This window comes from Bacteroidia bacterium, from assembly GCA_033391075.1.
Lineage (GTDB): Bacteria > Bacteroidota > Bacteroidia > J057 > J057 > JAWPMV01.
On record JAWPMV010000001.1, the window covers coordinates 581792 to 607604 of the forward strand.

At 42.9% G+C, this 25813-nt stretch carries 26 protein-coding genes; 18 read left to right on the plus strand and 8 right to left on the minus strand.

Annotated elements, in window-relative coordinates; genetic code table 11:
- Positions 1-11 precede the first annotated feature (11 nt).
- The 7 genes from rpoC to rplT all read left to right on the plus strand — a co-directional run bounded on the left by rpoC (position 12) and on the right by rplT (position 9274).
- Entirely contained in the window at positions 12-4328 is a 4317-nt protein-coding gene (gene rpoC, locus R8P61_02255; protein MDW3645865.1) for a DNA-directed RNA polymerase subunit beta', read from the plus strand.
- A gap of 94 nt (positions 4329-4422) precedes the next feature.
- The gene (locus R8P61_02260; protein MDW3645866.1) at positions 4423-4935 is read left to right on the plus strand and encodes a phosphoribosyltransferase family protein; all 513 of its coding nucleotides are present in this window, start codon (positions 4423-4425) and stop codon (positions 4933-4935) included.
- Between the two features lie 80 nt (positions 4936-5015).
- Positions 5016-6317, plus strand: a complete 1302-nt coding sequence (gene glyA, locus R8P61_02265) for a serine hydroxymethyltransferase (protein MDW3645867.1) — start codon at positions 5016-5018, stop codon at positions 6315-6317.
- 350 nt (positions 6318-6667) lie between these two features.
- The gene (tatC, locus tag R8P61_02270) at positions 6668-7591 is read left to right on the plus strand and encodes a twin-arginine translocase subunit TatC (GenBank protein MDW3645868.1); all 924 of its coding nucleotides are present in this window, start codon (positions 6668-6670) and stop codon (positions 7589-7591) included.
- On the plus strand, positions 7575-8162 hold the full coding sequence (locus R8P61_02275; protein ID MDW3645869.1) for a uracil-DNA glycosylase family protein: 588 nt from the start codon (positions 7575-7577) through the stop codon (positions 8160-8162). Before tatC ends, R8P61_02275 begins: the two co-directional genes overlap by 17 nt.
- Positions 8163-8683: 521 nt before the next feature.
- Positions 8684-8878, plus strand: a complete 195-nt coding sequence (gene rpmI / locus R8P61_02280) for a 50S ribosomal protein L35 (protein MDW3645870.1) — start codon at positions 8684-8686, stop codon at positions 8876-8878.
- A gap of 48 nt (positions 8879-8926) precedes the next feature.
- On the plus strand, positions 8927-9274 hold the full coding sequence (gene rplT / locus R8P61_02285) for a 50S ribosomal protein L20 (GenBank protein MDW3645871.1): 348 nt from the start codon (positions 8927-8929) through the stop codon (positions 9272-9274).
- A 249-nt stretch (positions 9275-9523) separates the two neighbouring features.
- Here the strand turns inward: rplT and R8P61_02290 are convergent, their stop codons facing one another.
- From R8P61_02290 to R8P61_02305, 4 genes are all read right to left on the minus strand, one after another.
- Positions 9524-11290, minus strand: a complete 1767-nt coding sequence (locus tag R8P61_02290; GenBank protein MDW3645872.1) for an ABC transporter substrate-binding protein — start codon at positions 11288-11290, stop codon at positions 9524-9526.
- A gap of 68 nt (positions 11291-11358) precedes the next feature.
- Positions 11359-11814 (minus strand): response regulator, encoded by a 456-nt coding sequence (locus R8P61_02295; GenBank protein ID MDW3645873.1) that lies wholly within the window; start codon positions 11812-11814, stop codon positions 11359-11361.
- Positions 11815-11957: 143 nt separating this feature from the next.
- Positions 11958-12941, minus strand: a complete 984-nt coding sequence (locus R8P61_02300; protein ID MDW3645874.1) for an MBL fold metallo-hydrolase — start codon at positions 12939-12941, stop codon at positions 11958-11960.
- Positions 12942-12950: 9 nt separating this feature from the next.
- Positions 12951-13601: an HAD hydrolase-like protein gene (locus R8P61_02305; protein MDW3645875.1), complete on the minus strand. Its 651-nt coding sequence runs from the start codon at positions 13599-13601 to the stop codon at positions 12951-12953.
- A 182-nt stretch (positions 13602-13783) separates the two neighbouring features.
- Between R8P61_02305 and R8P61_02310 the strand changes: the two genes are divergently transcribed.
- From R8P61_02310 to R8P61_02360, 11 genes are all read left to right on the plus strand, one after another.
- On the plus strand, positions 13784-14545 hold the full coding sequence (locus R8P61_02310; protein MDW3645876.1) for a LytTR family DNA-binding domain-containing protein: 762 nt from the start codon (positions 13784-13786) through the stop codon (positions 14543-14545).
- 105 nt (positions 14546-14650) lie between these two features.
- Complete coding sequence (gene hslU / locus R8P61_02315; protein ID MDW3645877.1) at positions 14651-16045, plus strand: ATP-dependent protease ATPase subunit HslU; 1395 nt, start codon at positions 14651-14653, stop codon at positions 16043-16045.
- Positions 16046-16080: 35 nt separating this feature from the next.
- Positions 16081-16566, plus strand: coding sequence for a cytidine deaminase (locus R8P61_02320; protein ID MDW3645878.1), 486 nt, complete (start codon positions 16081-16083; stop codon positions 16564-16566).
- A 149-nt stretch (positions 16567-16715) separates the two neighbouring features.
- Entirely contained in the window at positions 16716-17033 is a 318-nt protein-coding gene (locus tag R8P61_02325) for an antibiotic biosynthesis monooxygenase (GenBank protein MDW3645879.1), read from the plus strand.
- Between the two features lie 70 nt (positions 17034-17103).
- Positions 17104-17709, plus strand: coding sequence for a hypothetical protein (locus R8P61_02330; protein ID MDW3645880.1), 606 nt, complete (start codon positions 17104-17106; stop codon positions 17707-17709).
- A gap of 32 nt (positions 17710-17741) precedes the next feature.
- Positions 17742-18113, plus strand: a complete 372-nt coding sequence (locus R8P61_02335) for a hypothetical protein (GenBank protein MDW3645881.1) — start codon at positions 17742-17744, stop codon at positions 18111-18113.
- 3 nt (positions 18114-18116) lie between these two features.
- Entirely contained in the window at positions 18117-18389 is a 273-nt protein-coding gene (locus tag R8P61_02340; GenBank protein ID MDW3645882.1) for a hypothetical protein, read from the plus strand.
- A 5-nt stretch (positions 18390-18394) separates the two neighbouring features.
- Positions 18395-18850 (plus strand): hypothetical protein, encoded by a 456-nt coding sequence (locus tag R8P61_02345; GenBank protein ID MDW3645883.1) that lies wholly within the window; start codon positions 18395-18397, stop codon positions 18848-18850.
- A gap of 65 nt (positions 18851-18915) precedes the next feature.
- Positions 18916-20241, plus strand: coding sequence for a vanadium-dependent haloperoxidase (locus tag R8P61_02350; protein ID MDW3645884.1), 1326 nt, complete (start codon positions 18916-18918; stop codon positions 20239-20241).
- A 120-nt stretch (positions 20242-20361) separates the two neighbouring features.
- A complete protein-coding gene (locus R8P61_02355) occupies positions 20362-21399 on the plus strand; it encodes a tetratricopeptide repeat protein (protein MDW3645885.1) in 1038 nt (345 codons plus the stop codon).
- Positions 21400-21408: 9 nt separating this feature from the next.
- A complete protein-coding gene (locus R8P61_02360; protein ID MDW3645886.1) occupies positions 21409-21975 on the plus strand; it encodes a hypothetical protein in 567 nt (188 codons plus the stop codon).
- Positions 21976-22051: 76 nt separating this feature from the next.
- Here R8P61_02360 and R8P61_02365 read toward each other — a convergent pair whose 3' ends face one another.
- From R8P61_02365 to bamD, 4 genes are all read right to left on the minus strand, one after another.
- Positions 22052-22960: a DUF4835 family protein gene (locus tag R8P61_02365; GenBank protein ID MDW3645887.1), complete on the minus strand. Its 909-nt coding sequence runs from the start codon at positions 22958-22960 to the stop codon at positions 22052-22054.
- Positions 22961-22962: 2 nt separating this feature from the next.
- Positions 22963-24159, minus strand: coding sequence for a bifunctional phosphopantothenoylcysteine decarboxylase/phosphopantothenate--cysteine ligase CoaBC (gene coaBC, locus R8P61_02370; GenBank protein ID MDW3645888.1), 1197 nt, complete (start codon positions 24157-24159; stop codon positions 22963-22965).
- Between the two features lie 279 nt (positions 24160-24438).
- On the minus strand, positions 24439-24741 hold the full coding sequence (locus R8P61_02375) for a DNA-directed RNA polymerase subunit omega (GenBank protein ID MDW3645889.1): 303 nt from the start codon (positions 24739-24741) through the stop codon (positions 24439-24441).
- Between the two features lie 77 nt (positions 24742-24818).
- Positions 24819-25655, minus strand: a complete 837-nt coding sequence (bamD, locus tag R8P61_02380; GenBank protein MDW3645890.1) for an outer membrane protein assembly factor BamD — start codon at positions 25653-25655, stop codon at positions 24819-24821.
- Positions 25656-25813: the final 158 nt, after the last annotated feature.

Below are 25813 nucleotides of genomic sequence, written 5' to 3' on the forward strand. Positions count from 1 at the left end.
GGAGGTAACATATGCCCATCGCTAAGAATACCAAAATAAGCAGTGATTTCAAGCGTATCACCGTGAGTCTCGCTTCGCCGGAGGCTATCCTTAACCGCTCCAATGGTGAGGTCTTAAAACCTGAGACCATCAACTATAGGACTTATAAGCCGGAAAAGGATGGATTGTTCTGCGAACGTATATTCGGTCCTGTAAAGGACTATGAATGTCACTGTGGTAAGTATAAGCGTATTCGATATAAAGGCATCATTTGTGATCGTTGTGGTGTAGAGGTAACTGAGAAGAAGGTGCGACGTGAAAGAATGGGCCATATCCAATTGGTGGTACCGGTAGCTCATATCTGGTACTTCCGTACACTTCCTTCCAAGATTGGCTACTTGCTCGGTCTTACAGGGAAGAAACTTGACCAGATTATTTATTACGAACGCTATGTCGTTATAAATCCTGGTATCATGGAGAAAGAAGGCATTGCAAGGATGGACTTCCTTACCGAGGAAGAATACCTGAATATGCTGGAAACAGTTCCCAAAGAAAACCAGATGCTTCCAGATGATGATCCGGAAAAATTCCTGGCTAAAATGGGAGCAGAAGCCCTTGAGGCAATTCTTTCTACCATTGATCTGGATGATCTTTCTTATACTCTTCGTCAGAAAGCAGCTACTGAAACTTCTCAGCAAAGAAAGAATGACGCACTTAAGCGTCTGAAAATTGTTGAGGCCTTCCGTGCAGCTAACCGTCGTATAGAGAACCGCCCTGAGTGGATGGTTGTCAGAATTGTACCCGTCATTCCTCCCGAATTGAGACCCCTAGTCCCGCTGGAAGGTGGACGTTTCGCAACTTCTGACTTGAATGATCTTTACCGTAGGGTAATCATTCGTAATAATAGACTTAAGCGTCTGATTGAGATCAAAGCACCAGAAGTAATCCTTCGTAATGAGAAAAGGATGCTTCAGGAAGCAGTTGACTCTCTCTTCGACAATACCAGAAAAGTTAATGCAGTTCGCTCTGACTCCAACAGAGCCCTCAAATCTTTGAGTGATATGCTCAAAGGTAAGCAGGGTCGTTTCCGTCAGAACCTGCTTGGAAAACGTGTAGATTACTCCGGTCGTTCTGTGATCGTAGTAGGACCTACGCTGAAGCTTCACGAATGTGGACTTCCCAAGTCTATGGCTGCTGAGCTTTTCAAACCATTCGTTATCAGAAAGCTGATCGAAAGGGGAATTGTTAAGACAGTAAAAAGTGCGAAGAAACTCGTAGATCGTCGTGATCCGGTGATCTGGGATATTCTGGAAAATATTCTGAAAGGACACCCGGTTCTGCTAAACCGTGCTCCAACCCTTCACCGTTTGGGTATTCAGGCATTTATGCCTCGCCTGGTGGAAGGAAAAGCGATCAACCTGCACCCCTTGGTATGTACAGGTTTCAACGCTGACTTTGACGGAGACCAGATGGCGGTTCACGTTCCTTTGAGCAATGAAGCTTGTCTGGAAGCTATCGTTTTGATGCTTGCCAGTCATAACATTCTTCACCCTGCAAACGGTTCTCCGATTACCCTGCCTACTCAGGATATGGTATTGGGAGTATACTACCTCACCAAAGGTAGACCCAAGCAAAAAGGAGAAGGACTCCTCTTCGGTGGTTCTGAAGAAGTTGAAATCGCTTACAATGAAGGAGTTGTTGCAAAACACGCCATCATTAAAGTACGATTGAGAAAGCAGGATGAGAATGGTGAATATATCCTGAATGAAAATGGTGAGGAAGAAACTGAATATATCGAAACCACAGTTGGAAGAGTCTTGTTTAACAAGATTGTACCGAAAAAAGCGGGTTACGTAAATATTCTGCTTTCCAAGAAAACCATGCGTACCGTTATCGGTGATATCTTCCGTAAGGCAGGATTGGTTGATACGGTTAAATTCCTGGATGATCTCAAAGACCTCGGGTTTAGAGAAGCATTTACAGGAGGACTTTCATTCGCCTTGGATGAGGTGATTATTCCAAAGGCAAAGGATTCTTTGATCAAAGAGGCAGAAGCCAAGATCGAAGAAGTTGCGATGAACTATGGAATGGGTCTCATCACGGAAAACGAACGTTACAACCAGGTAATTGATATCTGGACACATACCAATACTTCTCTTACGGAGACGCTAATGAAGCAGCTTGCTACCGATAAGGATGGATTCAATAACATCTACATGATGTTCCATTCTGGTGCAAGGGGTTCCAAAGAGCAGATTCGTCAGCTTGGAGGTATGAGGGGATTGATGGCCAAACCGCAAAAAACCCTCAAGGGATCTGCCGGTGAGATCATTGAAAACCCGATTCTGGCAAACTTTAAAGAAGGACTCTCAGTACTTGAGTACTTTATCTCTACCCACGGTGCACGTAAAGGTCTTGCAGATACCGCCCTTAAAACAGCGGATGCAGGTTACCTGACTCGTCGTCTTGTGGACGTAGCACAGGATGTGATCATTACAGAGCACGATTGTGGTACACTGAGAGGATTGACTACTTCTGCCTTGAAAGAGAACGAGGACGTGATTCAGCCTTTGGGTGAGCGTATCCTCGGTCGTGTTTCTCTGGACGATGTGTTTGATCCACTTGATCCTGAGAGAAAGATTGTGGAAGCAGGCGAAGAAATAACTGAAGCTATTGCCGCAGAGATTGAAGATTCTACCATTGAAAGTGTAGAGATTCGCTCTGTATTGACGTGTGAATCTCGTCAGGGAGTATGTGCAAAATGCTACGGACGTAACCTCGCTACTGGAAAACTGGTGCAAACCGGAGAAGCAGTAGGAGTAGTAGCTGCTCAGTCTATTGGTGAGCCAGGAACTCAGCTTACGCTGCGTACCTTCCACGTGGGTGGTATCGCTCAGCGTGTTGCCTCTGGTAGCCAGTTGATCTCTAAATTCGAAGGAAAGATCGCGCTCGAAAATGTGAAAGTTGTTGAGCGTGAAGAGGATGGAGACACCATCAAAGTTGTTATCAGTAGAGCTGGTAAACTGAAGATTCTTGATGACCAATCTCGTATACTCTTCTCGAATAAAGTTCCTTACGGATCCAGAGTCTATGTAAAAGACAAGCAAAAGATCAAGAAAGGTGTTCTCATGTGTAACTGGGATCCCTATAACTCCGTGATCATCTCCGAGTTCAACGGTAAAGTTGAAATGGAAGATGTGAAAGATGGGGTAACCTTCCTGGAGGACACTGATGATCAAACTGGACACAAAGAGAAAGTTATCATAGATAGCCGTGATAAGACCATCAACCCAACCATCCACGTTGTAAACGAGGCGGGTGAAGAACTTCGTTCATACAACCTGCCTGTAGGTGCTCACCTGGTGGTAGATGATATGGAGAAAGTTACTGCGGGTAAGGTAATGGTTAAGATTCCTCGCTCTGGTGGGGGAACAGCGGATATTACGGGTGGTCTTCCTCGTGTTACCGAGCTTTTCGAAGCCCGTAACCCTTCTAACCCTGCAGTAGTAACAGCTATTGAAGGTATCGTTAGACTGGGAGGTATCAAACGTGGTAACAGAGAGGTATTCATCACAGCTCCCGATGAGTCTGATGAGAAGAAATACATGGTTTCTCTGAAGAAACACATTCTCGTTCACGATGGAGACTATGTGATGTCAGGAGAATTATTATCTGATGGTGCAACCGCTCCTAAGGATATCCTGGCAATCAAAGGTCCTAGTGCCGTACAGGCTTATATCGTAAATGAGATTCAGGAGGTTTACCGTATGCAGGGGGTACCGATTAACGATAAACATATCGAGGTAATCGTACGTCAGATGATGCAGAAAGTAGAAATCGTGGATGCGGGTGATACTATCTTCCTTGAAAAAGAAGTAGTAAACAGACTGGACTTCCAGGAAGAAAATGACTGGATCTTCGATAAATTGGTTGTTGATGACCCCGGTGAATCAAACGTACTGAAAACAGGGCAGATCATTTCTCAGCGTAAGCTGCGTGATGAGAACTCTTACCTCCGCAGAAATGACATGAAACTTGCCGTGGCTCGCGAAGTAAGACCTGCAGTATGTAAGCCAGTGTTGATGGGTATTACCCGTTCTTCACTCGGAACTAAGAGCTGGTTGTCAGCTGCTTCCTTCCAGGAAACTACCAAAGTACTCAGTGAAGCTTCGATCACAGCGAAAATCGACCATTTGCTTGGTTTGAAAGAAAACGTGATCGTTGGACACCTTGTACCAGCAGGTACTGGTCTTCGCAAGTACCAGGACATTATTGTAGGTTCCAAAGAAGAACACGAAGCCCGGATGGAGCGGAACTCAGGTCCTCGCTACCGTGCCTACGCAGACTAATACTTGATTTAGTATACAAAAGAAAGGGACTTCGGTCCCTTTCTTTGTTTTATCAGCTATCTATTTCGTTAATTGCATTTCTTAAATCAGCACTATGACGGCAGATAAAGTACAAATTCTGGATGAAGCCGCTATCCTTGCGAGATTGAAGCGGATGGCTTATGAGATATATGAAGCTAATTTTAGTGCGAAAAAGCTGGTTCTCATAGGGATTGATGAAAGAGGCGGATACCTTGCCGATCTATTAGAGGGATTTCTGAAGGAGATTTGTCCTCATAAAATCGAACTCATCGATGCCGAATTAGATCGGGAAGCCGAAGAAGGCATTGGAATCACATTATCCGGAGATCTCGATAAACTCGCCAATCAGCATATCATTGTTGTAGATGATGTCCTGTATAGTGGCACGACCATGCTCAATGTCGTAGCTATTCTGTTGCAGGTCAAACCCCAGAGTATTCAAACTGCTGTATTGATTGATAGAGGCCACCGGGCGATGCCAGTATCTTCCGATTTCATTGGGCTGGAACTGGCTACCACCATTCAGCAGCATGTGTACTTTGAAAAAGGAAAAGGTAAAAAGAAAATGAATGCCTTTATCATGTAATTATCTACAGAAATTTGGGATATTCTTCACCAAATAAGCCGTAAATTTATCCTCTGTTTAAACAAAAATTCAGCAAATATATGTCTCACATTCCTAATACACCTCTAACTAAAACTGTGGATCCTATATTCGACATCATTGCAAGAGAAGAAAAGCGCCAAAAAGAAGGAATCGAACTGATCGCCTCTGAGAATTTTGTAAGCCCTGAGGTAATGGCTGCTGCCGGAAGTTGTTTGACCAATAAATATGCAGAAGGACTTCCCGGAAAAAGATATTATGGAGGATGCGAAGTGGTTGATGAAGCAGAAGAGCTTGCCAGAGAAAGAATCAAAGAACTCTTTGGAGCCGAATGGGTGAATGTGCAACCGCATTCAGGAGCCCAGGCAAATGCAGCTGTTTTTCTTGCAGTCTTAAAGGCAGGTGATACCATTTTAGGATTCAATCTGGCCCATGGAGGACACTTGACTCATGGTTCCCCTGTAAATTTCTCTGGTAAACTATACAGACCTACCTTTTACGGAGTTAGCCAGGAAACAGGAAGGGTTGATTTGAATGAAGTCCGAGATACCGCTCGTAAAGAGAAACCTAAAATGATCATCATGGGAGCCAGTAGTTATTCCAGAGACTGGGATTACAAGGCATTCCGGGAAATAGCGGATGAAGTGGGTGCAGTCTTGATGGCAGATATTTCTCATCCTGCGGGATTGATAGCTAAAGGACTATTGGATAATCCGCTTGACTATTGTGATATCGTTACCACGACTACCCATAAGACCCTGAGAGGAACCAGAGGAGGCTTGATTATGGTAGGGAAGAATGGTCCTAATCCCATGGGAATCACTACCAGAAAAGGAACCGTAAGAAGAATTGGTTCTGTACTCGATAGTGCTGTATTTCCCGGAACACAGGGAGGTCCTTTGATGCACATCATTGCTGCCAAAGCCATCGCTTTTGGGGAAGCACTGAGACCTGAATTTAAAACCTATGGAGAGCAGGTGATTCGCAATGCGCAAGCACTAGCCAAAGCCATGGTGGATAAAGGTTATGGAGTGATTTCGGGAGGAACAGACAATCACTCTATGTTGATCGATTTGAGAAATAAGGGTGTTACGGGGAAAGTTGCCGAGGAGTCTCTGGTAAAAGCCGATATCACCATTAATAAAAATATGGTTCCTTTCGACACAGAAAGTCCGATGGTAACCAGTGGAATGAGATTGGGAACACCTGCTTTGACTACCCGCGGATTGAAAGAAGCGGATATGGAGAAAGTAGCTGGCCTGATCGACAAGGTACTTAGTGATCCAGATAATGAAAGTAGCCTGAAAGAGGTGAAAGCAGAGGTAAATACCTTTATGGAAGCTTTCCCTATGTTTCAGTGGTAAACACTTTATAAAAAAATTTTATAATCCCGGCCTTCAAAGCAAGGTCGGGATTTTTTTAAGGTGCTTGTACAAAGGATTTCTAATGGAATTTGTCCCTAGAAACTGTACATCATTTACTCCAAACCCCTTATCATTGTGAACAAAAGCTAGCAATCTGCTCAAGTCCGAAAAATTACAGGAATAAAAATGTATTGTTTCCTTATCCTGTGCAGGATATACCTGGCTTTTTTCCTCAAACTCTTAAGCTCGATTTTTTTGCGTAATTACCTAATGCAATTCTGCAAGCTTAACCTTCTAATTCGGTATATTTGTATATAAATTTTCGATTAGCTCATTAAAGGAAGAAGATTGTGGGACTAGTTTCTAAATTCAAAGAATTCAGGCAAGGCAATAAGAAGAAAGAGGCCGATGATCCAATTGAAGAGGGTGAAATGTCATTTCTCGACCATTTGGAAGAATTGCGATGGCATTTGATGCGTGCATTGATAGCTATTCTGGCATTCGGGATTTACTTTTTTATATACAGAAAATGGTTTGTCGAGGAGATCATCATGGTTCCCTTTACCAGTGATGCACCTATCAATCAGTTTCTCTGTCAAATTGGATTTTGTGGAGAGGAAGTTGTCATTGACTACCAGGTGTTACATCCCACGGAGCTATTCCTGAAATCCATCATGATTTCTTTTGTGGGAGGTTTGGTACTCTCTTTTCCCTACATTCTGTGGGAAATGTGGCGTTTTATCAAACCGGGCCTTCATGAGCATGAGCGAAAAGGCACCCGCTGGATTGTCTTCGTGATGAGCCTACTTTTCTTTGCCGGTATAGCCTTCTCCTATTTCATCATATTACCTTTCTCCATTCGATTCCTGGCCACCTTTGAGTTGTTTGGGGAAATCAGCATTGCCTGGCGAATAGGCTATGTACTTTCATTCTTCGCCCAGATTATTCTTGCCGGAGGTATCCTCTTTGAGATGCCAATTCTTGCCTACTTCCTGGCCAAAATCGGGGTGATTACCCCTCAGTTTTTGGTGAGTTATCGAAGGCATGCCATCGTTGTTTTACTCTTAATCTCTGCGATTATTACTCCTCCGGATGTACTTTCTCAAGTACTCATATTTATCCCGCTATTGCTTCTTTATCAAGTCAGTATCCGGGTAGTTCGGGTTGTTCACAGAAATAAAGAAAAAGCACTCGCCAAGGAAAAGGAAGAAGAGGAGAAAATGAGAGAATCTGCCCTTAGCAAGCAACCCCCATCTAATGGATCAGAGTCTTGAACAACTGATAACGGAAATTAAGGGCTGTACGGCTTGTAAAGATCTCCCTTTAGGTCCAAGGCCTGTTTTGACAGGAAAGGTTGCAGCCAGGATTGTATTGACAGGCCAGGCACCCGGCACCAAAGTACATGCTACTGGCATCCCCTGGGATGATCCCAGTGGCGACCGATTACGGATGTGGCTGGATATGGAGAAAGAGATCTTCTACAATGAAAATTATCTGGCTGTCATACCTATGGGCTTCTGTTATCCCGGCAAGGGTGAAAGGGGCGATTTGCCTCCGCGTCCCTTATGTGCCGAGCTTTGGCAGGATAAGTTGAAGGCTAAACTCCCAAATGTAAAACTCAAGCTTCTCATCGGCCAGTATGCCATCAAATACTATTTAGGGAAAAGACGAAAAAAGACACTCACCGAAACCGTCAAGCATTGGAGAGAATACCGCGATGATGGTTTTATCCCTTTGGTACATCCCTCTCCCCGCAACATCATGTGGCGCCGACGCAATCCCTGGTTTGAAGCAGAAGTCGTTCCTCAAATCAGGCAGGAGGTTTGGAAGGTAATAGGCGAGTGACGCTTTAGTATTTAGTATAATTATTAATGTTCTCTTCTTCTTTTCCTTAGATAGATCCGTCATAAATTATTCAGGGCGGGCATCGCAAAAATCAAGCTGCTGCCAATCCATCGCAAAGTCCGACCCCCGCACACGATGCAGCAGCGCGGCCCCGTCGAGCAAGGAAGAACGTGTTAGTGTTTTTGAGTCTTAGGGTGTTGGCGTTTGATGCGCATATAAATTACTCCATCCAGTCTAACACCCTAACATACTAATACCCAAACGCCTTTCCCCCCACCCAGACGCGATGGCCCTGCAGAGCCCATCGGGGGTCGGGGCGGCAAGTGAGGCTGGCTTTGGGCGCTGCGATTTTTGGCTCCACCTTTACTAAAAAAGGTGGAAAAACGCTCATAAAGTGAAATCCATAAAATAAAAGGAAGATTCTTTACCAGGGAGACATGATTTTTCAATACAAAAGCTATTGATTCAGAAATTATTTCCCTACCTTTGCAATCCAAATTTTTAATCAATAGAACACTATCATGCCAAAAATGAAGTCTAATTCAGGGGCCTCTAAGCGTTTTAAAAGAACCGCCTCTGGGAAGCTTAAGAGAAAGCATGCTTTCAAAAACCACATTCTGACCAAGAAGTCCAAGAAGCGTAAGCTGAAACTGAGACATTTTGCCGTAGTAGATGCATCGGACGAAAAACGTATCAATGCAATGCTCAACGACTAGGGTCAAACCTATTTTAATTTATCCATTAACAATTAAAAGAAAAGCAAAATGCCACGTTCAGTAAATGTAGTAGCAGCAAGGGCCCGTCGCAAGAAAATGATGAAACATGCGAAAGGCTACTTCGGTCGTAAAAAGAATGTTTGGACCGTTGCAAAAAACCAAATCGAAAAAAGCTGGCTATACGCCTACAGAGACCGTAAGAATCGCAAGCGCGAATTCCGCAAGCTCTGGATACAGCGTATCAATGCCGGAGTACGCCTCCACGGAATGAACTATTCTACCTTCATGGGGAAAGTTCTCAAAGCCGATGTTGGCCTCAACCGTAAAGTACTCGCTGATTTGGCCATGAATCATCCAGACGCTTTCAAAGCGGTGGTTGATACGGTTAAAAAATAAATTAGCTTACAAACTTAAAAAAAGCCCTTCATATGAAGGGCTTTTTTGTTTTTATATGAATGCTCTTCATCTCGAGGCTTGGTATAGCTCTGGCATGCCGCGCTGAGAGATCGTGTATTTAAGCTCGATCATACCTACAGGTTTTCTCGCCAAACTATCGGCACCCCAGCTTCGAACTGACAAGAAATGCAAAAGCCTCCACCAAAGGCAGAGGCTTTATGCTATATTTTTAGGTCCTTGTAAAACTGCTTAATTCACTCGCTTCACTCCATCTGCAGTATACTGACCGATATTCACAGACTGATTGCTTTGGGTAGAACCAAAGTGATAGTCGATATGCAAGCCTTTCACAACAGGAGTAACACGAAGGAAGGTTTCCAAACCTACGCCCATGCTGGGATCGTAACTATCCATCAGACTTATCAGAAACTTCGCAAGGTCATAGCCCTGGATAGAATTGTCTGAAGGAGGCATTTTATACCGTTTTAAATACTCGATGTATACCCTTTTGTAATCTTCGTCTTCTTTGGTCTCCAGATGAGTTGTGCTGAAGAGAATTTGGAAATCCTCTTTTACATCAATCGGAAGAGTTGTGTAGCGCGAACGGAAATGAGGGGAGCCCATTACTCTAACGGCTTTTTCTTCTTTTTTCAAAAGATTCACGATTAGAGAAGCTGCTTCTTCATTGCCCATAAGAGGAATATAAACTCCTGTACTATCTTTTACTTGATCAATCAAGTCTGGAATTTCTTCCAGGGCCTCTTCTTTAAAATCACGTCCAAAGTATAGCGTATCTACGGTTCCTCCCAGCATATTGAATCTTTCGGTAAACCCATCGGCCAATTCCTGGGTGCCATTAGATTTATCCGAAAAGATGCTTATGTAATTGAGATTGAGCTCATTGAAAGCATAATCAGCCATACGTGCACCATGTGTTCTTACAGATGGATGGGCAAGAAAGGTGAAGCTTTTATTTTCAACCAAGTCCTCAGCCGGACTCATCGGCACAATCTGTGGAATACCTCTTTCCTCAGCATACTCAGATATGATGCGTGAAGTGGCATTATATATTCCTCCTATAATCAATTGAGGTTGTAGATAATCCAGCTCCTTTAACTGAGTGCGAGTCGTTAGGGTATCTCTAAAGGTATCAAATACTCTAAGGTATATCTTTTTACGAGTGGCATTGCCGAGCTCATTCAAGGCCAGTTGCATGCCTTCATAAAATTCCAGCCCCCTTACACTCCTATCCGGAATCTTTCCCCCATAGCCCATACTTTCGCTGCTTGCGTAGACCGGAAGGAATAAAGCAATACGCAAAATCTCAGGCTCAAAAATCTCGATGGGTTCATTTTCTGGCTCTTCAGGGAAAAGCTTTTGAAAGAAAGGACTGTCTTTGCCTTTGTTTTGCAGATACAAAGAATAGCGATTTTTTGCAGCTTCCCGATCCCCTGCCATCAACTCCCTATAGAGCAGTGCTTCCATGACCATTTGTTCGATACTGCCAGGAGCATTGTTGAAATACTTCTTGAGCAGGTTGAGATCTGCATTTTCAAAAAGCTCTCTTTGAAGAGCAGCTTTTGAATCTCTTGCGAGGCGACTATCACGGGATGATCCCAATTCTGCCAAAAGATCCAGGCCCCGCATGCGGTCGGCATCGGTATTGAAGCTCCTGGCATTTAGTATGCCTTTATGATACTTGGCATTATCTGCATATCGGGATTGAGGATAGTTTTGAATAATATCGTCAAACCTTTGTAAAGCAATATCATCATAGTTGAGATAATAAGCAGAAAGGCCTGAGAGGAATATCGCCGTTGTGCTGGCCTGGTTAAATTCCCTTTCCCGAGCCAATTCAAACGCGTCCCATGCTTTGCTGTAATTCTTGCTGGACAAATACCTTTTACCTTGCTGGATCAATTGCTCTGATCGCTGGTCTTGCTTTAAGGTGGTCTGCTTTAAGAGATTACAGGAAGAGAGGGTAAATAATAGAATAAGTATAAATAGCCTATACATATATAGTTTCCAATTTGCTTGTAAGTTCCCAAAAATTCCTGAAAGATTCAGCTAATTAACGGGCTTTCCTACAGATCTGTATGTTTATGCGCAAGTTTCACGCGTTTCATCCAAAAATTCTCTATTGCAAGAAGAATTTTAGGCAGATCATCGTAGTCAAGCGGTTTCTTTATATAGGCGTTTGCGTATGACTGATATGCTAGTTGTATGATCTCAGGGTCGTCATGGCTTGAAAAGATCACAACTGGTATATTTCTCCAGTTTTTACTCTGTTTCAGAATATCAAGTGTTTCCAGCCCTGATTTTACAGGCATTTGCCAATCTAACATAATTAAAGAGGGTAGAGGATATTTCTCCTCATTACCGTCTGATTTTGTCAGATAGTTTAACAAGCTTTCACCATGATTAAAAAACGTGACATCGAAAGAGAAATCATGCTCTTTCAAAGCTTGTTTGAACAATTCTTGTTCGATCTGAGAATCTTCTGCGTATAGAATAAGATTCTCATACGTATTAATACCCATACCCGTGGAACGTATCCCTGTTATAGCATTCTTAGTAGTACTCGTTATGGCGTTTTGGCTGAAAATATTGAGCGTGTATCTTATTAAATACAAGGTCAATCTAAAGGTAGCGAAATTCTTTAGAAAAGAACAAAAATATGAAATTAATTTGATTTCTGTTTAAACCGATTCCGAAATATTTGCAGTTTCGAATTTTTTTCTTCTATGTTTATATAGCCCTCATCTTCCAGTAAATCTAGGTATCCTACCATCATGGCCCATCCAATTACGTTTCTTCCGTACATCTGAGTAAAGATTTCATGGGGATTAAGGATGCCATTATCTATGTGAGATAAGCATTCCAGTTTTCTTCTGTGAATTCGCTTCTCTTGTTGACGAATGGTGTCATGAGCGTGTTCGAAGGCTTCATAATGACCCGGGAATACTTTTTGAATCTCCAGTTTTTTCAGACGTTTATAAGAATCCAACATTTGAAGCAAGCCTTTTACCCGCTCATTGGGATTTTCCAGACTGGGATCAATTACGGGGCTGGGAGTAATGGAAAGCAGCATATCTGAAGAAATCAAATGTTGCGCTTCTGCCTGGTAAAAACAGCATTGATTGATACAATGCCCGGGGGTATATAGGACCTCCCATTTATTCCCGCCCATGTCCAGAAAATCTCCTTCTTCGTAACTCATGAGATATTTTTCCGGAATAGCTTCCCAGGCAGTACCGAATGCCTGAAATATGCGGGCGAAAGTTTGCTGGACAATGGTATCTGGTCCCGCACCATACAAATTGAGATTGTCTTTTATGAGTTTGATCCGACTTTCTCTCATTGCCGACAAATCAAGGGCCCATGGCCAGGCATAGCGTGGGAGATATACCTTCGCTCCACTTTCTTTAGCCAGACTTGCCGCTGCCCCCATATGATCGACATGAGCATGTGTGATGATTATTTTTTGCAAATCCCCAATCTCAAGTCCTTCTTTGGCCAGTCCTTCTCGTATCGCCTGTATATTCTGAGCTGTCTTTTCTCCACAATCAATAAGTACGGGTTCAGGCTCTACAAACAAATAAGCATTGACAGATTTCATCCCGAAGAGGGTGGGAAGCTCAAGACGAATGGGGGGAGTATATGACATCAAAAATTGTTAGAAGACGAGTTTGTCAATTAGTTTGAGTAGTTTCTTGGGTTTGCTAAAGTCCTTGATTACTGGAAGTCCCATTTCCTTAAATGGTCTGGATATGCCGGGCAATACTACGCCAATAAAATGTACATCCGCTTTTTTGGCTGCTTCGTAATCCGGCATGGTATCTCCCCAGAATATCACTTCCGTATCGAATTTCTTTTTTAGCATACTCAATACTTCTGCCTTATTGCTAGTACTATACCAGTCCTGAAGAAAAGGAGTAAGTGTATGCCCGTACAAATGATCTTCTACTTCACTGATATGAGCCGCTGAACAAACAAATTTCAGATTAGAGGTGTTTTGGAAAAATTCCGGTATCCCTGCAACCAGTTTTGCTTCGGCTAGGATGGGCTTATAAATTTTCAGGGATTCTTCTACATAATCTTCTGCCTGCTTACGGGAAGCATTTTTGTCCATCCCTATAATATGTTCAAAGATGTAGGCAAATTTCTCCTTCCTTGGCATTCCGATCGTACTATGTGCATAGGCCCGAACTTCCTCCACTTTCTCTGGAAATTCCCGGGCGATCATCTCCTCATATATCCGAAGCTTGATCGACTCCGTATCCACAATTACTCCATCTTTATCAAAAACAAAAATAGGATCAGGCATGTCTTTTTTTATTAGGGCGGGAAAATAAAACAGGATTGGGAGAATACAAAAAGGAAGTAGGGATCAATTTTTTTTGATTTCGTGCATCCCCGGACCCGCCTTATCCGTCTATTTAGTAGTTTAAGCTAAAAAACACTATTTTCGTTAATTGAAAGATTTACATTTGAGAATAACACAATACTATGCTAAAAGCCGTTATCGTTGAAGATGAAAAGAATAGCCAGGAGTTGCTGAAAGAGCTGATCGGTGAATATTGTGAAGGAGTAGAAGTGGTTGCGATTGCAGGTAATGTTGCAGAAGGACTCGCCGCCTTGAAAGAACATAAACCGAGTTTACTTTTCCTAGATATAGAACTGCCCGATGGGGATGGATTTCAGATTCTTGAAAATGCTGAAAACCTGGACTTTGATGTCATTTTCACAACTGCATACGACCAGTATGCGATGAAGGCATTCAAGTTTTCTGCAACTGACTATCTGTTGAAACCAGTAGATATTGACGAACTACAGAGTGCAGTCGAAAGAGTAACTGAGAAGCAGAAAGAAGAGGATGGTTCTGATAAAAGTGAGCAACTAAGTGCTTTGATAGCCAATGTCCGTAACATGGGCAAGCCTTTCAAACGCATCGTGCTTCCTACTTCCAATGGATTTACCGTTGTTAACCCGGAAGACATCATTCGTTGTGAATCAGACCGAAACTATACCTTCATATTTCTGAATGATAAAAGACGTATCCTGGTTTCCAGAACCATCAAAGAATATGATGAAATGTTGAGAGATTTCAATTTCTTCCGCATCCATCAATCTCACCTGATCAATCTGGCTTATCTGAAAAACTATACCCGAGGTAGAGGAGGTTATGTAGAATTGTCAGACGGTACGACCCTCGATGTTTCTGCCAGAAGAAAATCAGAATTCCTCAAGCGAATGGCTTACGATAGTTGATTTGCGAACATATAACTAAGAAATTCGTTCATCCTTATAGGGAAAGCCCAAAAGCTTTCCCTACATTTTTTTTAATTTGCGACAAGAATTACTCGAACAATATAAATGCTAGATTCACTTACACCCGCCCGGATCGTACAGGAGCTTGACAAATTCATCATTGGTCAGGCAGAAGCGAAGAAGTCCGTAGCTATTGCTCTAAGGAACCGTTGGAGAAGGCTGAAAGCTGCCGAAGAGATCCGCAAGGAGATCATCCCCAACAATATCATGATGATCGGACCTACCGGTGTAGGTAAAACCGAGATTGCCCGAAGGTTGGCTCAATTGGCTCAGGCACCTTTTGTTAAGGTGGAAGCTTCCAAGTTTACAGAAGTGGGCTATGTAGGGCGTGATGTAGAAAGCATGGTCCGCGACCTGGTGGAACAATCCGTCAATTTGGTCAGAGCTGAGCAAAAGGAGAAAGTAAAGGAAGCGGCTTTGGAAAACGCCAATGAAGCTATCCTGGATATATTGATTCCGCCTATTCGCAAGAAAAACAAGAATCCCATTATCCTCTCGGATGATATAAAAGAAGGCATTGGCTTTAATACCAGTTCTGCCTCGGAAGAAGAACTCAATGAGCGGACCCGGGATAAGTTCAGGCAAAAACTCTTGAATGGAGATTTAGAGGAAAGGAAAATCGAACTGGAAGTAACAGTTCCATCTCATAATGTTCAAATCGTTGGGCCTATGGGTATGGACGGTATGGACGGCCTGCAGGATATGTTGAGTGGGATGATGCCTAAGAAGCAGAAGAAGCGAAAAATGACGGTTGCGGAAGCCCGCGAACATTTGATTGAAGAAGAAGCTGCCCGACTGATAGATATGGATAGCGTAACCCGTGAAGCCATTGAAAGAGCGGGCAATAGTGGAATCATTTTCATAGACGAAATCGACAAAGTTGCCGTTTCCAGCGAAGGAGGCAGAGGAGGAGCGGATGTTTCTCGTCAGGGAGTACAAAGAGACCTCTTGCCCATCGTTGAGGGATCAACGGTCAATACCAAGCATGGTGTGATCAAAACAGATCATATCCTCTTTATTGCGGCTGGGGCTTTTCATATTGCCAAGCCCTCGGACCTGATTCCGGAACTTCAGGGACGTTTCCCCATTCGAGTAGAACTCAATTCTCTGACCGAGAATGATTTCGTAAGGATTCTCTCCGAACCTCAAAACGCCTTGACCAGGCAATACAGTGCTTTGTTGGAAAGTGAGAACGTAAAACTGAACTTTGAGGAGAAAGCGATCGCTGTCATGGCTCGTATGGCATTTCAGGTAAATCAGGAAGTGGAGAATATTGGTGCACGTAGATTGCATACCATCATAAGCAATCTGCTGGATGATATTCTTTTCGAAGTACCGGATTTGAATCCTGAGAGTTCCTTTACCATAACTGCTGATTTTGTAGAGGAAAAGTTGGGGAAAATGGTTGATAAAAAAGATCTCAGCCAGTATATCCTGTAAAAAACCTATCTTGAGAGCTTCTCAAAACCATGACTATGGAAAAGAAGGAGTTCAAGATTTCCTATCAGCTATTTTCTGAAAGATCACAACTTCCCCAGGATGAGCAAAATCTTCTGGACAGGGCCTTTCGTTCCTGCAATTTTGCCTATGCGCCATTTAGTCGCTTTCGGGTGGGAGTAGCAGTTTTGCTGGATGGAGGGGATATCGTTTTAGGTAATAATCAGGAAAATAAAGCTTTCCCTTCCGGACTCTGTGCCGAACGGGTTGCCCTCTTTTCCATAGGAGCTTCTGGGAAAGCGACTAAGATTCGCAAAATGGCTATCCGTGCGATTAGTGCTGTAAATAAGGTAGATGCCCCTGCGATGCCCTGTGGAGCTTGCAGGCAGGTCATGCTCGAGTACGAGCAGATGACAGATCACGATATGGTCGTTCTGATGCAGGGAGAAGAAGGAGATATCCTCCGGGTAGAAGGTGTAGCCAAAAGTCTGCTTCCCTTCCACTTTGATACAAAATTCACCTAAATCAAAATGTTAGCCCAAAAAAGCCGCGCTGGGGATGGAACGAAAATGTAGCGGATGGAAATGTGGGTAGGCCTTGGTTTTTTCGTTCCGATTTTGTGCAACTTTTCTAAAAAGTTGCGAAAAGAACCCTATAATATTTATCAAAAACAATGATCGCAAACACACCCGAACCTCCCTATTACGCAGTCATATTCAGCTCTACGAGAACAGAAGGCGATAATGGCTACATCGATATGGCCATTCGCATGGAAGAACTGGCCCGTGAGCAAGCAGGATTTTTAGGCATAGAAAGCGCAAGAAGTGAAGTAGGCATAACGGTCTCCTACTGGAAAGACCTGGAGTCCATCAAAAAATGGAAACAGAATTCCGAACATCTGATCGCCCAACGAAAAGGGAGGTCGGATTGGTACAAAAGCTATAAGACACGCATAGCCAAAGTCGAAAGAGACTACGGTTTTGAGCTGTAGAGATTTTATATGTCCATGCAGCGAAAATTCGTAGAATTTCGATTGGATAGATATACAATAAATTGAATTTATGATCAACAAGCGACTATCAACTATCATACTGTGCATACTTTTTTCCGGATGTTGCATTCGGAGTTCCGCTCCCTGTTTCTGTTCACCTCCCGATCCCGAAATCGAAGCGCAAGCCCTGAGTTGGATCAGTCCCTTTGATGCTTCCACAGATCACATATTTGAAGACGAAAATGGAATCCTGGATACCCTGGAAATCGAAAGAATTCAGGATACGGAATGGACAGGCGGTGAGGAATGTGGAACACAAGGAGATCGGGAAGTTGCAGTTTTACGATCCAAAAGCAATAACGAAAGGCTTTTCAGCCTCTCAGCTAGCCAAAACGTACTCGTAAGTTTTAACTTATATGAAGAACCCACTTCCTTTATTCCCGGATATCTGAATACCCTGGGCGATGAAATCATCGTATTTGAGGAAAACAGCGATGGGGAGCTGGATGAAAATTTTGAGTGGCAAGGGGAAAGCTTAAGGGTTATAAAGATAGCCTGTGAAAGTACGGATACGAGCTGCGACGATTATAAGATGAAAAGTTTTATTGTCTCCGAAAGCCTGGGATTGCTGGAGTACGTTGATATGAATGGATTAAAATGGAGCCGGATCAATTGATCCTGAGAGGGCTTCATCATATTGAAGCAAAGATGAAAACACAAGAAATCGTTTATACCATCGAAGAATTTTACGATTGCCCCCGAGAGGGAATCGCCGAATACCAGGGAACTCCGGTTTACTATACCTGCCTTTTTGATGAAGAAGCAGAGGAATGGTCGTCGATATACGAACTTCGTGAACTGGCAGATGAGAGCCTGAGTAAAATATTCAAACATGAAGGAAATTGGCGGGACTGGAGCTATGTTCCCCAGAAAAAAGTTCTGCAGGCAGCGGGCGAGGGAGCAGAAGTCCAACAAAGCTTTATCTTGAAAGAGGGAGAAAGAATTAGACGGAAGGCGGTATTTATTCGCTTTGCTAAAGGATGTTGGAATGGCTATCTGGTAGAATGGCATCCTATTTAGAAAATGATGAACGATCCTCAGAAAAAAGCCATGGACCTGATTGCCTATCTGTCGGCAAGAAAAGATACAGAATTTATCACTAAAGAACTGCTTGCAGATGCATATGAACTCATTTTTCATTATGAGTGGGGGATCGCATTGGAAAATTTGATGGAGATGCTTTATGAAGAAGAATTCAGCTGGGATAAGGAGGGACTGAGAATCGCTCGGGAAGCCTGGATAGCTGCTGGATTGAACTGGAAGGTTTGGAAGTCTCTTTTAAAAACGGGAAGTTAAAGCCTATGTCCTACGTCCTACATGCAATCGTAGCAAAAGAAGCAGTGTTAGACCGAATGCTATCTGAAATAAAAGCTGCTAAGAAAATAAACCTGGAACAAGGCTTTGCCATGATCCCCGTAAATGGAAAGCTGGCAGATATTATAGATCCTGCTTCAGATTCAGAATGTATTGCAGATTTTATCATGTTGACTGATGCTTTCGAAGAAAGAGTTCTGGAGATTCTTAAAGAAGAGAAATGGGCCTACCTGGAATCAGAATTCTTCGGCGGAAGGGGTGGACATATGGGTATTGTTTGGGAAGAGGGCAAAAGAAAAATGGAAATCTCAGAAAGCTATACTGGAGCAAATGAGCTCCTTAGGGAAATAGGGGTGAGGCGTACAAGTCATCTGGATGAGTTTGATTGTATGGGGCTGGGAAGGCATAGAAGTGTGGATGACTGGTTGGAAGAAAATCCATAACTTATGGTGTAAATACGACTTCTTAGTCGTTATGCCCTATAGAAAACCACTCAACCCTAAAGCCGATGAAAACGAAAAGCCTGCTTATTCCCATTGTCCTATCCCTGTTTCTGCTAAATTTCCTTTCCTGTACACAGCCCAAAAAACCGGCCCCAAAAGATTATGATTCTCAACTCCTCATCTCCTGGAATGAACTCATTTTCAAAATAGCTGTAGCTGAGGACGGACTTATGACCCTCAAAGGAGTCCGAACAGCAGCCATGATGCACACAGCTATGCATGATGCGATCAATAATAGCCTTAGTATTTATCAAACCCTTGCTTACCACAAAGAAATAATCTGGGTTGAACCAGAGCTAGCTGCTGTTCAGGCAGCTTTTGAAGTTGCTGTATCCCAGTATCCTGATCAGAAAAAGGTCTTCCAAATGGAATTGGATAAAGTGCTTTCAAAAATGGAAGAAGGACCTGGAATGGAACAAGCCATTGCTACAGGCAAAGAGGCTGCGATGGAAATCCTAAAAGTACGAAGTGAAGACCGATGGAATGCAGAGGCAAGCTATGACTTTCATCCTATGGCGCCGGGGGTATATGCAGAATTCAATGAGCATAGTGGAACGCCCGAAGGTTTCATTTTTGGAGCGGGTTGGGCAAATGCAGAAACCTTTCTATTGGATAGTCCCGACCATTTTCGCTCACCGCCTCCACCTGAAATCAAAAGTGAAGCCTACACCAAAGCCTTTGAAGAAGTCAAAAATTATGGATCGCAAGAAAGCGAAGTGCGGACAACTGACCAGGCACATTTGGCCATGTGGTGGAAAGACTTTGTTGAAAACTCTCATAATCGACTAGCAAGAGATTTAGTGGTTAAAGAAAAGCTGAACCTCTGGGAAGGAGCCCGTCTATTTGCCCTGCTAAACCTGACGATCTATGATGCCTATGTGAATGTGTTTGACAATAAATTTCACTACAATCACTGGCGGCCCTATACTGCCATTCGGTGGGCAGAACATGATGAGAATCCCGATACTGAGGCTGATCCCGAATGGAACAATCTTCATAAACATACCTATGCCTTTCCTTCCTATCCTTCTGCCCATGGAACTGCAAGTTCGGCAGCTATGACTGTATTGGCTCATACCCTGGGCAAGGGAAATGATTATATCTTTTCAATGCGGACGGATTCTGTAGATATAGGTGGACCATTTTCTGGCAAAATAGCCATGGATCCTCCAAGTCGATCTTTTGAGAAGTTCTCTGATGCTGGTCTGGAAGCTTCTATGTCTCGCGTCTACCTGGGAATACATTTTCGCTACGATTCAGAGGAAGGACATGCTCTGGGAAATAAGATAGGGACCTACACCAGCGAGAATTATTTGCTCAAAATAAACTAGGAAATCCGGAAAAAAGCTTACTGGAAATTTATGGAATAGATTTGGTGGGTTAATCTAATGATTAAGGACCTATTTCTGCCCGTTAACCATGAGGCCTTTACTCCCACTTAATACACTGACATGAAAACCGTATCAGCTTTTCTCCTTTTATTTACTCTCTCTCTTTTTACTTTCGCCCAAAACAGCATAGAAGACATTGTCAGAGAAGGCATTGGCTACCATGATGCGGGGGAATATGATAAAGCCATAGCAACCTATAAAAAGGCCTTGAAAATCGATTCAAAGTCTACCCTGGTCAATTACGAAATTGCCCTGAGCTGCATGCGGAAGGGAGATTATAAGAATACCGTAAAATATGCCAATAAGGTCTTGAAGCGTAAAGAGGATCATATGACCTCTGCTTATGTGGCTAAAGGTTCTGCCCTGGATATGTTGGGAAAGACCCGTCAATCCATCGATTTATTTGAAAAGGCTATAGCAGAAGGCGATGAGCATTATTTGCTTTATTACAATCTGGCGGTCAATTACCTGAAGATAAACAATCTGGGAAAGGCAGAACCCAATTTGGTGGGAGCCCTTAAAAATAATCCCTCGCATGCAAGTAGCCATTATCAATTGGCTCGCATTCACAATTGGAAAGACAATCCTGTACAATCTCTACTGGCCAGCCACTTTTTCCTCCTCCTGGAACCTGATACAGATCGAGCCATAGAAGTTTATAAAATTATGGAGTATCACTTTGGGGGCAAAGTCAAAAGAGATAAAGAGGATAAAAAGAAGATCACTATTAGTATAGATCCTAATACAGATTCTGCCTTTTCAGCAGCAGAATTGACTCTCTCTCTGCTTTCTATTTCAGATGATCTGGCTACAGAAGCCCTCAAGGAAATTGATGAAGATCTTGAGCTGGAAGGATTGGATGCATTTACAAGAAAGACCCAGTCATTTATTACGGTTTTAGAAGAATCTTCGGAAAAAGGCCGAGATGAGATTTGGTGGAACCTCTATATCCCAACACTACAGGAAATCGCTAAATCCGGTCATCTGGAAGCCTATTGCCACTATATCCGCTTAGGGAATGAGGAAAGTTCTGCAAAATGGCTGGAAGAAAATGAGGATAAACTGGATGCCTTTATCAAATGGATGAATGAAGGCTAAGCCTGTTTTATGGATAATGAAAACCCGCTTAATCTCAGAAAGGCGCCTCTCATCAGGGATCGCTGGCTAATACTTGGCTTTCTTCCCTTATACATCTTATTTGGACCTGTAGCACTCTATGCCGAAGGGAGCGGTTTAGTTTTCCTGATAATTTTGCTTGCAGTTTGTCTTGGGTTCATAGGCTATAGGCGCAGTTGGAAGATAGGGATTGCTGCTTTGCTCAATCCCCTGATAGCCTTACCTGTTTTTTATAGCTTTCAAGCGATATTCAGGTATGCATGGGGACGTCCAACCCTCATTTACTGTAGCTATAAGGAAAAACCTTTGCAGTTTGATGAAAGTAAGGAAGTCTATGTGAAATCCTGGGATGATGACTGTGATTGGGATATGCTTTATAAGCTGAGTTCAGATTTGAACAATTGGATCACTGAAGGATTGATGGAAAATCTGGGAAAACCCGGGATAATACATCTTGTGTTTTTTATCCTGGCTATTTTCTTGACTTTCGCATTCCTTTCCCGGACAAGTTTGGCGCAAAACTTCTTTAGAGCCAGAGCTCTTAAGTCTAAAGGATAAAATTTAGTAATATCCGATGCTCATCTCTGTGCAACAATTCCTGGCATTTTTATCCATCTTGATGTTCAGAAAGCCGTCAATTCCCCTCCAAAACAGAATTGTATCGGGCGATATTGGAGGGATCAATTTCATTCATGATATTGATAAACTCCTGTTTATCGTTAGAGAAAGCTTTTCCAAATACGCCTACCAATTCATTTTGCTTGGCATCTAGGAAAGTTTTGATCAGGATTAAGAGGGGATTTTGTTGATTGAGCCTTTGGAGTTCTTTCAAAGATTCCATAATTGCTCTTCTTCCCTGTGCAGGTTTTGACTCCATGATATCCAGCCCCTGACGATGGTATTTGTATACGATATCATGAAATGATTTGTAGCGACTATTGCTCAGGTTTTCCATCAACCAATAGCGGTTTCTGTTATTCTCATTGGCTCTCCATCCGCTTTCATTGGAAGCAGAGGATGCGAGGTTTACGATTTCCTGGCATTTTTGGAAGAAAGGGCTTCCTCCATTTAATCCAAAGCTATCATAATCAAAAGCCAAAATCAGATAAGCATAAAAATTCAGCAGGGCAGTCAGATTATCCGTATAGGAATTGTCTGTAAATACCATGTTCTGATAGGCTACATAATTGAAATTGAAAGACTGATCGGCAACCTTTAGCAAAACCGTTTCATAGGTAGAGTTATAGGTAGGACGAAAAACCTGCAAGTTCATATTGCAGACAAAGTAATCCGGGGCAGGTCTTTGGATAACTACAATCTGGAGATTGCAGCGGATTCTTTCCTGTGATTCAAATTTATCTCCGCCCCATTGGGTGAAGTTCATGTATTCGGAGATATTTTTCTGCATATCTTCGAATACGGTTCTATCACTTTGTATCCTGCCTGCATCAACAGAAACAGAACAAAGCAATTCCTGAGAAAATCCACTTTGAAAAGCGAGGAGGAAAATGAGGAGAAAGAAAGGCTGTGTTATCCTGTTCATGTTTAGGTATTTCTTGCGGCGAAGAGTTTGATGACTTTCTGCAAAATATCTCCCGCCAGTTCTGCTTTACTTTTAAGGGGAAGGGCCTCCACATTTCCTGCCTGATCCATGATGGTTACTTTATTGGTATCATGTTTAAATCCGGCACCCTTATCCCGCAATGAGTTTAAAACTACGAAATCCATCTTTTTCTTAAAGAGCTTTTTTTGTGCATTGTCTAACTCATTTTCGGTTTCCATAGCAAAACCTACCAATATCTGTCCCTCAGGCTTCTTTTCCCCCAGGGATTTTAAGATGTCTTTGGTCCTTTTCATAGGGATTTGCATATCATCTCCGCTTTTTTTGATCTTTTGTTCCGCTGTAGTCATAGGAGTGTAGTCTGCCACAGCGGCTGCCATGATGATACAATCCTGTCCTGTGGCCTCCTCTGTTACGGCTTCAAACATATCCTGGGCGGAGATTACGCTTTTGAATTTCACCCCTTTAGGAGGACTTAATTGTGTAGGCCCTGAAACCAAACTCACATCGGCTCCCATATACCAGGCGGCTTTAGCTAAAGCATATCCCATTTTTCCGGACGAATGATTGCTGATAAAACGAACGGGATCGAGGGCTTCCTGGGTAGGACCCGCACTTATGAGAAATTTCTTACCTGCAAGCTCAGTGCCCCGGAAATGAGATTCGATGATTTCATAGATTTCTTCCGGCTCCAGCATTCGTCCTACACCTTCCAATCCGCTAGCGAGAAATCCTTCTCCAGTTTCCAATACAATACATCCATCCGCTTCCAGTTCTTTCAGGTTTTTCTGCGTACGACCATGCTTGTACATATCTACATCCATAGCGGGTGCAAGCATGACCGGACAGCGAGCCGCGAGATAAACAGCAGTGAGGGCATTGTCGCAGAGGCCATGGGCAAATTTTGCGAGGGTATTGGCTGTAGCAGGAGCTACAATCATGAGGTCAGCCCACAAACCCAATTCCACATGCTCGGACCAGTTCTCTTCCCAAATGCCACTGAATACGCTTTTGCCTGAAAGGCTACTCAAGGTAAGTTCTCCAAGAAAGGCATTTACAGAAGGGGTGCATACAACTTTTACTTCTGCACCGGCTTTGATGAGAATTCGAAGGAGCAAGACAGACTTATAGGCAGCGATACTACCCGTTATGCCGAGAACAATCTTTTTTCCGCTTAACATAGAATGTGGGGATTAGCGAGAATTAAAGGTATGAAATTATTTTCACTGAGGATTTAGAGAGCATTCTCTAAGCTTCAACAAGCTTGTCATTGCGAGCCTGTGTTACAGGTGTAGCAATCTCCTTGAATCGAATAAGTATTTGTAGCCAAGGGGATTGCTTCGACCTTGATAAGGCCTCGTAATGACAGCAAGGCTGGGTCTTTACACAAAAAAAGCGGGCATTGCCCGCTTTTTTATGCTTTTCGATGCTAGAGGAAAGATCAATTTCCCCTGCAGCTATTAATTTTCAAAATCGTGGGGATCTCTGTAATAGATCTCTTCGGCCAGAAATTCTTCCAGCGCTACCTGAGTGGGCTTAGGTTTGCGCTCATAGAAACGGCTGATCTCGATCTGCTCCTTATTTTCCATCACCTCTTCCAGGTTGTCATAAGCAGGAGCAAACTCGGCAAGTTTTTGGGTCAGCTCATCCTTGATGTCGAGGGTAATCTGATTGGCTCTTTTGCCAACAATGATCAGGGACTTATACAGGTTTCCTGAAAATTCGCCTACCTTCGGTACATCAACTGGGATAAAATCTTTCATATCAGCTTAAATAATTTAGATCGCAAATATCGTAAAAGATAACGAGATTTCTATCAGGGTGTTGCAAAAATTTAAAATTAACTCCCATTTGCCTCACCGGCCAGTACTTTTCCATAGCCTTTCTTGGCTTTTACAAAGGCAGCTTCTGCATCTTTGACGAAAACACTGTTGGGATACTTATCTATAAATCGCTCATAAAGATCCAATGCATCGAGGTAGCGATTCTTCTTTTTGCTGAAAATACTGTTGTCAGCCAGATCTGCCGCTGATTTGAACCAAAGATACTGGGCTTCTTCACGATAGCGAGAATCCGGAAATTCCTGGATCATTACTTCAAATGCTTTGGTGGCAGCACGGAAGTTTTGGATTTTGAAATAAACATTGGCATTCTCAAATGCTTTTTTCGCCAGCCTTTCCCTCAATTCTGTCATCAGCGTATTGGCTTTCTCAGATCTTTCATCTACCGGATAATTGTTGATGAATAACTGGAACTGACTGATCGCTTTCAAGGTAGCAGCCTGATCCAGGTAATATGGGGCAGATTCGAGGTATGCACAGTATCCTACCATATACATACATTCTGGTGCGAGGGGATCATTGGGATACAATTTGGAATACTGCTCAAAGTTGAAGGCAGCCGTCGTATAGTATCCACTTCCATACTTGGAGTATGCATATGCATAGAGCACTTCTTTGGCGCGAGGTTGTCCACGGTAGGCCGTTTGAAGTTCTTCCAATAGGAAGGATGCTTTGTCATAGTCCTTTCTTTCATAAAAGTAAAAAGCAGCAGAGTCTTTCTGTGCTACTGTTCCTTTTCGGGACCATTTACTAAACTTTTTATATTCCTTGCCACAGCCTACAGTCATCAAAGCAATCAGGAGGGCCAGGCCGATTATTCTTATATTTTTTTGCATAGAGCGCAAAATTACAAAATTGTTATGTTTCAAAGAAGTCTAAAGCCAGATGAAGGTTGTATGGCTGATAGATCTTTTCTTTTATTCTATGACTGAGAATTGAAGGAAAAGGTTGTCTCCTGTTTCAGCTCTAAGCACTGTTTCTTAATTTTACGCAG

Excerpts from the sequence above, each read along its gene's own strand:
- rpoC (MDW3645865.1), top strand. The coding sequence starts at position 12 with ATGCCCATCGCTAAGAATACCAAAATAAGCAGTGATTTCAAGCGTATC.
- R8P61_02260 (MDW3645866.1), top strand. The coding sequence starts at position 4,423 with ATGACGGCAGATAAAGTACAAATTCTGGATGAAGCCGCTATCCTTGCG.
- glyA (MDW3645867.1), top strand. The coding sequence starts at position 5,016 with ATGTCTCACATTCCTAATACACCTCTAACTAAAACTGTGGATCCTATA.
- R8P61_02275 (MDW3645869.1), top strand. The coding sequence starts at position 7,575 with ATGGATCAGAGTCTTGAACAACTGATAACGGAAATTAAGGGCTGTACG.
- rpmI (MDW3645870.1), top strand. The coding sequence starts at position 8,684 with ATGCCAAAAATGAAGTCTAATTCAGGGGCCTCTAAGCGTTTTAAAAGA.
- rplT (MDW3645871.1), top strand. The coding sequence starts at position 8,927 with ATGCCACGTTCAGTAAATGTAGTAGCAGCAAGGGCCCGTCGCAAGAAA.
- R8P61_02290 (MDW3645872.1), bottom strand. The coding sequence starts at position 11,290 with ATGTATAGGCTATTTATACTTATTCTATTATTTACCCTCTCTTCCTGT.
- R8P61_02295 (MDW3645873.1), bottom strand. The coding sequence starts at position 11,814 with ATGGGTATTAATACGTATGAGAATCTTATTCTATACGCAGAAGATTCT.
- R8P61_02300 (MDW3645874.1), bottom strand. The coding sequence starts at position 12,941 with ATGTCATATACTCCCCCCATTCGTCTTGAGCTTCCCACCCTCTTCGGG.
- R8P61_02305 (MDW3645875.1), bottom strand. The coding sequence starts at position 13,601 with ATGCCTGATCCTATTTTTGTTTTTGATAAAGATGGAGTAATTGTGGAT.
- R8P61_02310 (MDW3645876.1), top strand. The coding sequence starts at position 13,784 with ATGCTAAAAGCCGTTATCGTTGAAGATGAAAAGAATAGCCAGGAGTTG.
- hslU (MDW3645877.1), top strand. The coding sequence starts at position 14,651 with ATGCTAGATTCACTTACACCCGCCCGGATCGTACAGGAGCTTGACAAA.
- R8P61_02320 (MDW3645878.1), top strand. The coding sequence starts at position 16,081 with ATGGAAAAGAAGGAGTTCAAGATTTCCTATCAGCTATTTTCTGAAAGA.
- R8P61_02325 (MDW3645879.1), top strand. The coding sequence starts at position 16,716 with ATGATCGCAAACACACCCGAACCTCCCTATTACGCAGTCATATTCAGC.
- R8P61_02330 (MDW3645880.1), top strand. The coding sequence starts at position 17,104 with ATGATCAACAAGCGACTATCAACTATCATACTGTGCATACTTTTTTCC.
- R8P61_02335 (MDW3645881.1), top strand. The coding sequence starts at position 17,742 with ATGAAAACACAAGAAATCGTTTATACCATCGAAGAATTTTACGATTGC.
- R8P61_02340 (MDW3645882.1), top strand. The coding sequence starts at position 18,117 with ATGATGAACGATCCTCAGAAAAAAGCCATGGACCTGATTGCCTATCTG.
- R8P61_02345 (MDW3645883.1), top strand. The coding sequence starts at position 18,395 with ATGTCCTACGTCCTACATGCAATCGTAGCAAAAGAAGCAGTGTTAGAC.
- R8P61_02350 (MDW3645884.1), top strand. The coding sequence starts at position 18,916 with ATGAAAACGAAAAGCCTGCTTATTCCCATTGTCCTATCCCTGTTTCTG.
- R8P61_02355 (MDW3645885.1), top strand. The coding sequence starts at position 20,362 with ATGAAAACCGTATCAGCTTTTCTCCTTTTATTTACTCTCTCTCTTTTT.
- R8P61_02360 (MDW3645886.1), top strand. The coding sequence starts at position 21,409 with ATGGATAATGAAAACCCGCTTAATCTCAGAAAGGCGCCTCTCATCAGG.
- R8P61_02365 (MDW3645887.1), bottom strand. The coding sequence starts at position 22,960 with ATGAACAGGATAACACAGCCTTTCTTTCTCCTCATTTTCCTCCTCGCT.
- coaBC (MDW3645888.1), bottom strand. The coding sequence starts at position 24,159 with ATGTTAAGCGGAAAAAAGATTGTTCTCGGCATAACGGGTAGTATCGCT.
- R8P61_02375 (MDW3645889.1), bottom strand. The coding sequence starts at position 24,741 with ATGAAAGATTTTATCCCAGTTGATGTACCGAAGGTAGGCGAATTTTCA.
- bamD (MDW3645890.1), bottom strand. The coding sequence starts at position 25,655 with ATGCAAAAAAATATAAGAATAATCGGCCTGGCCCTCCTGATTGCTTTG.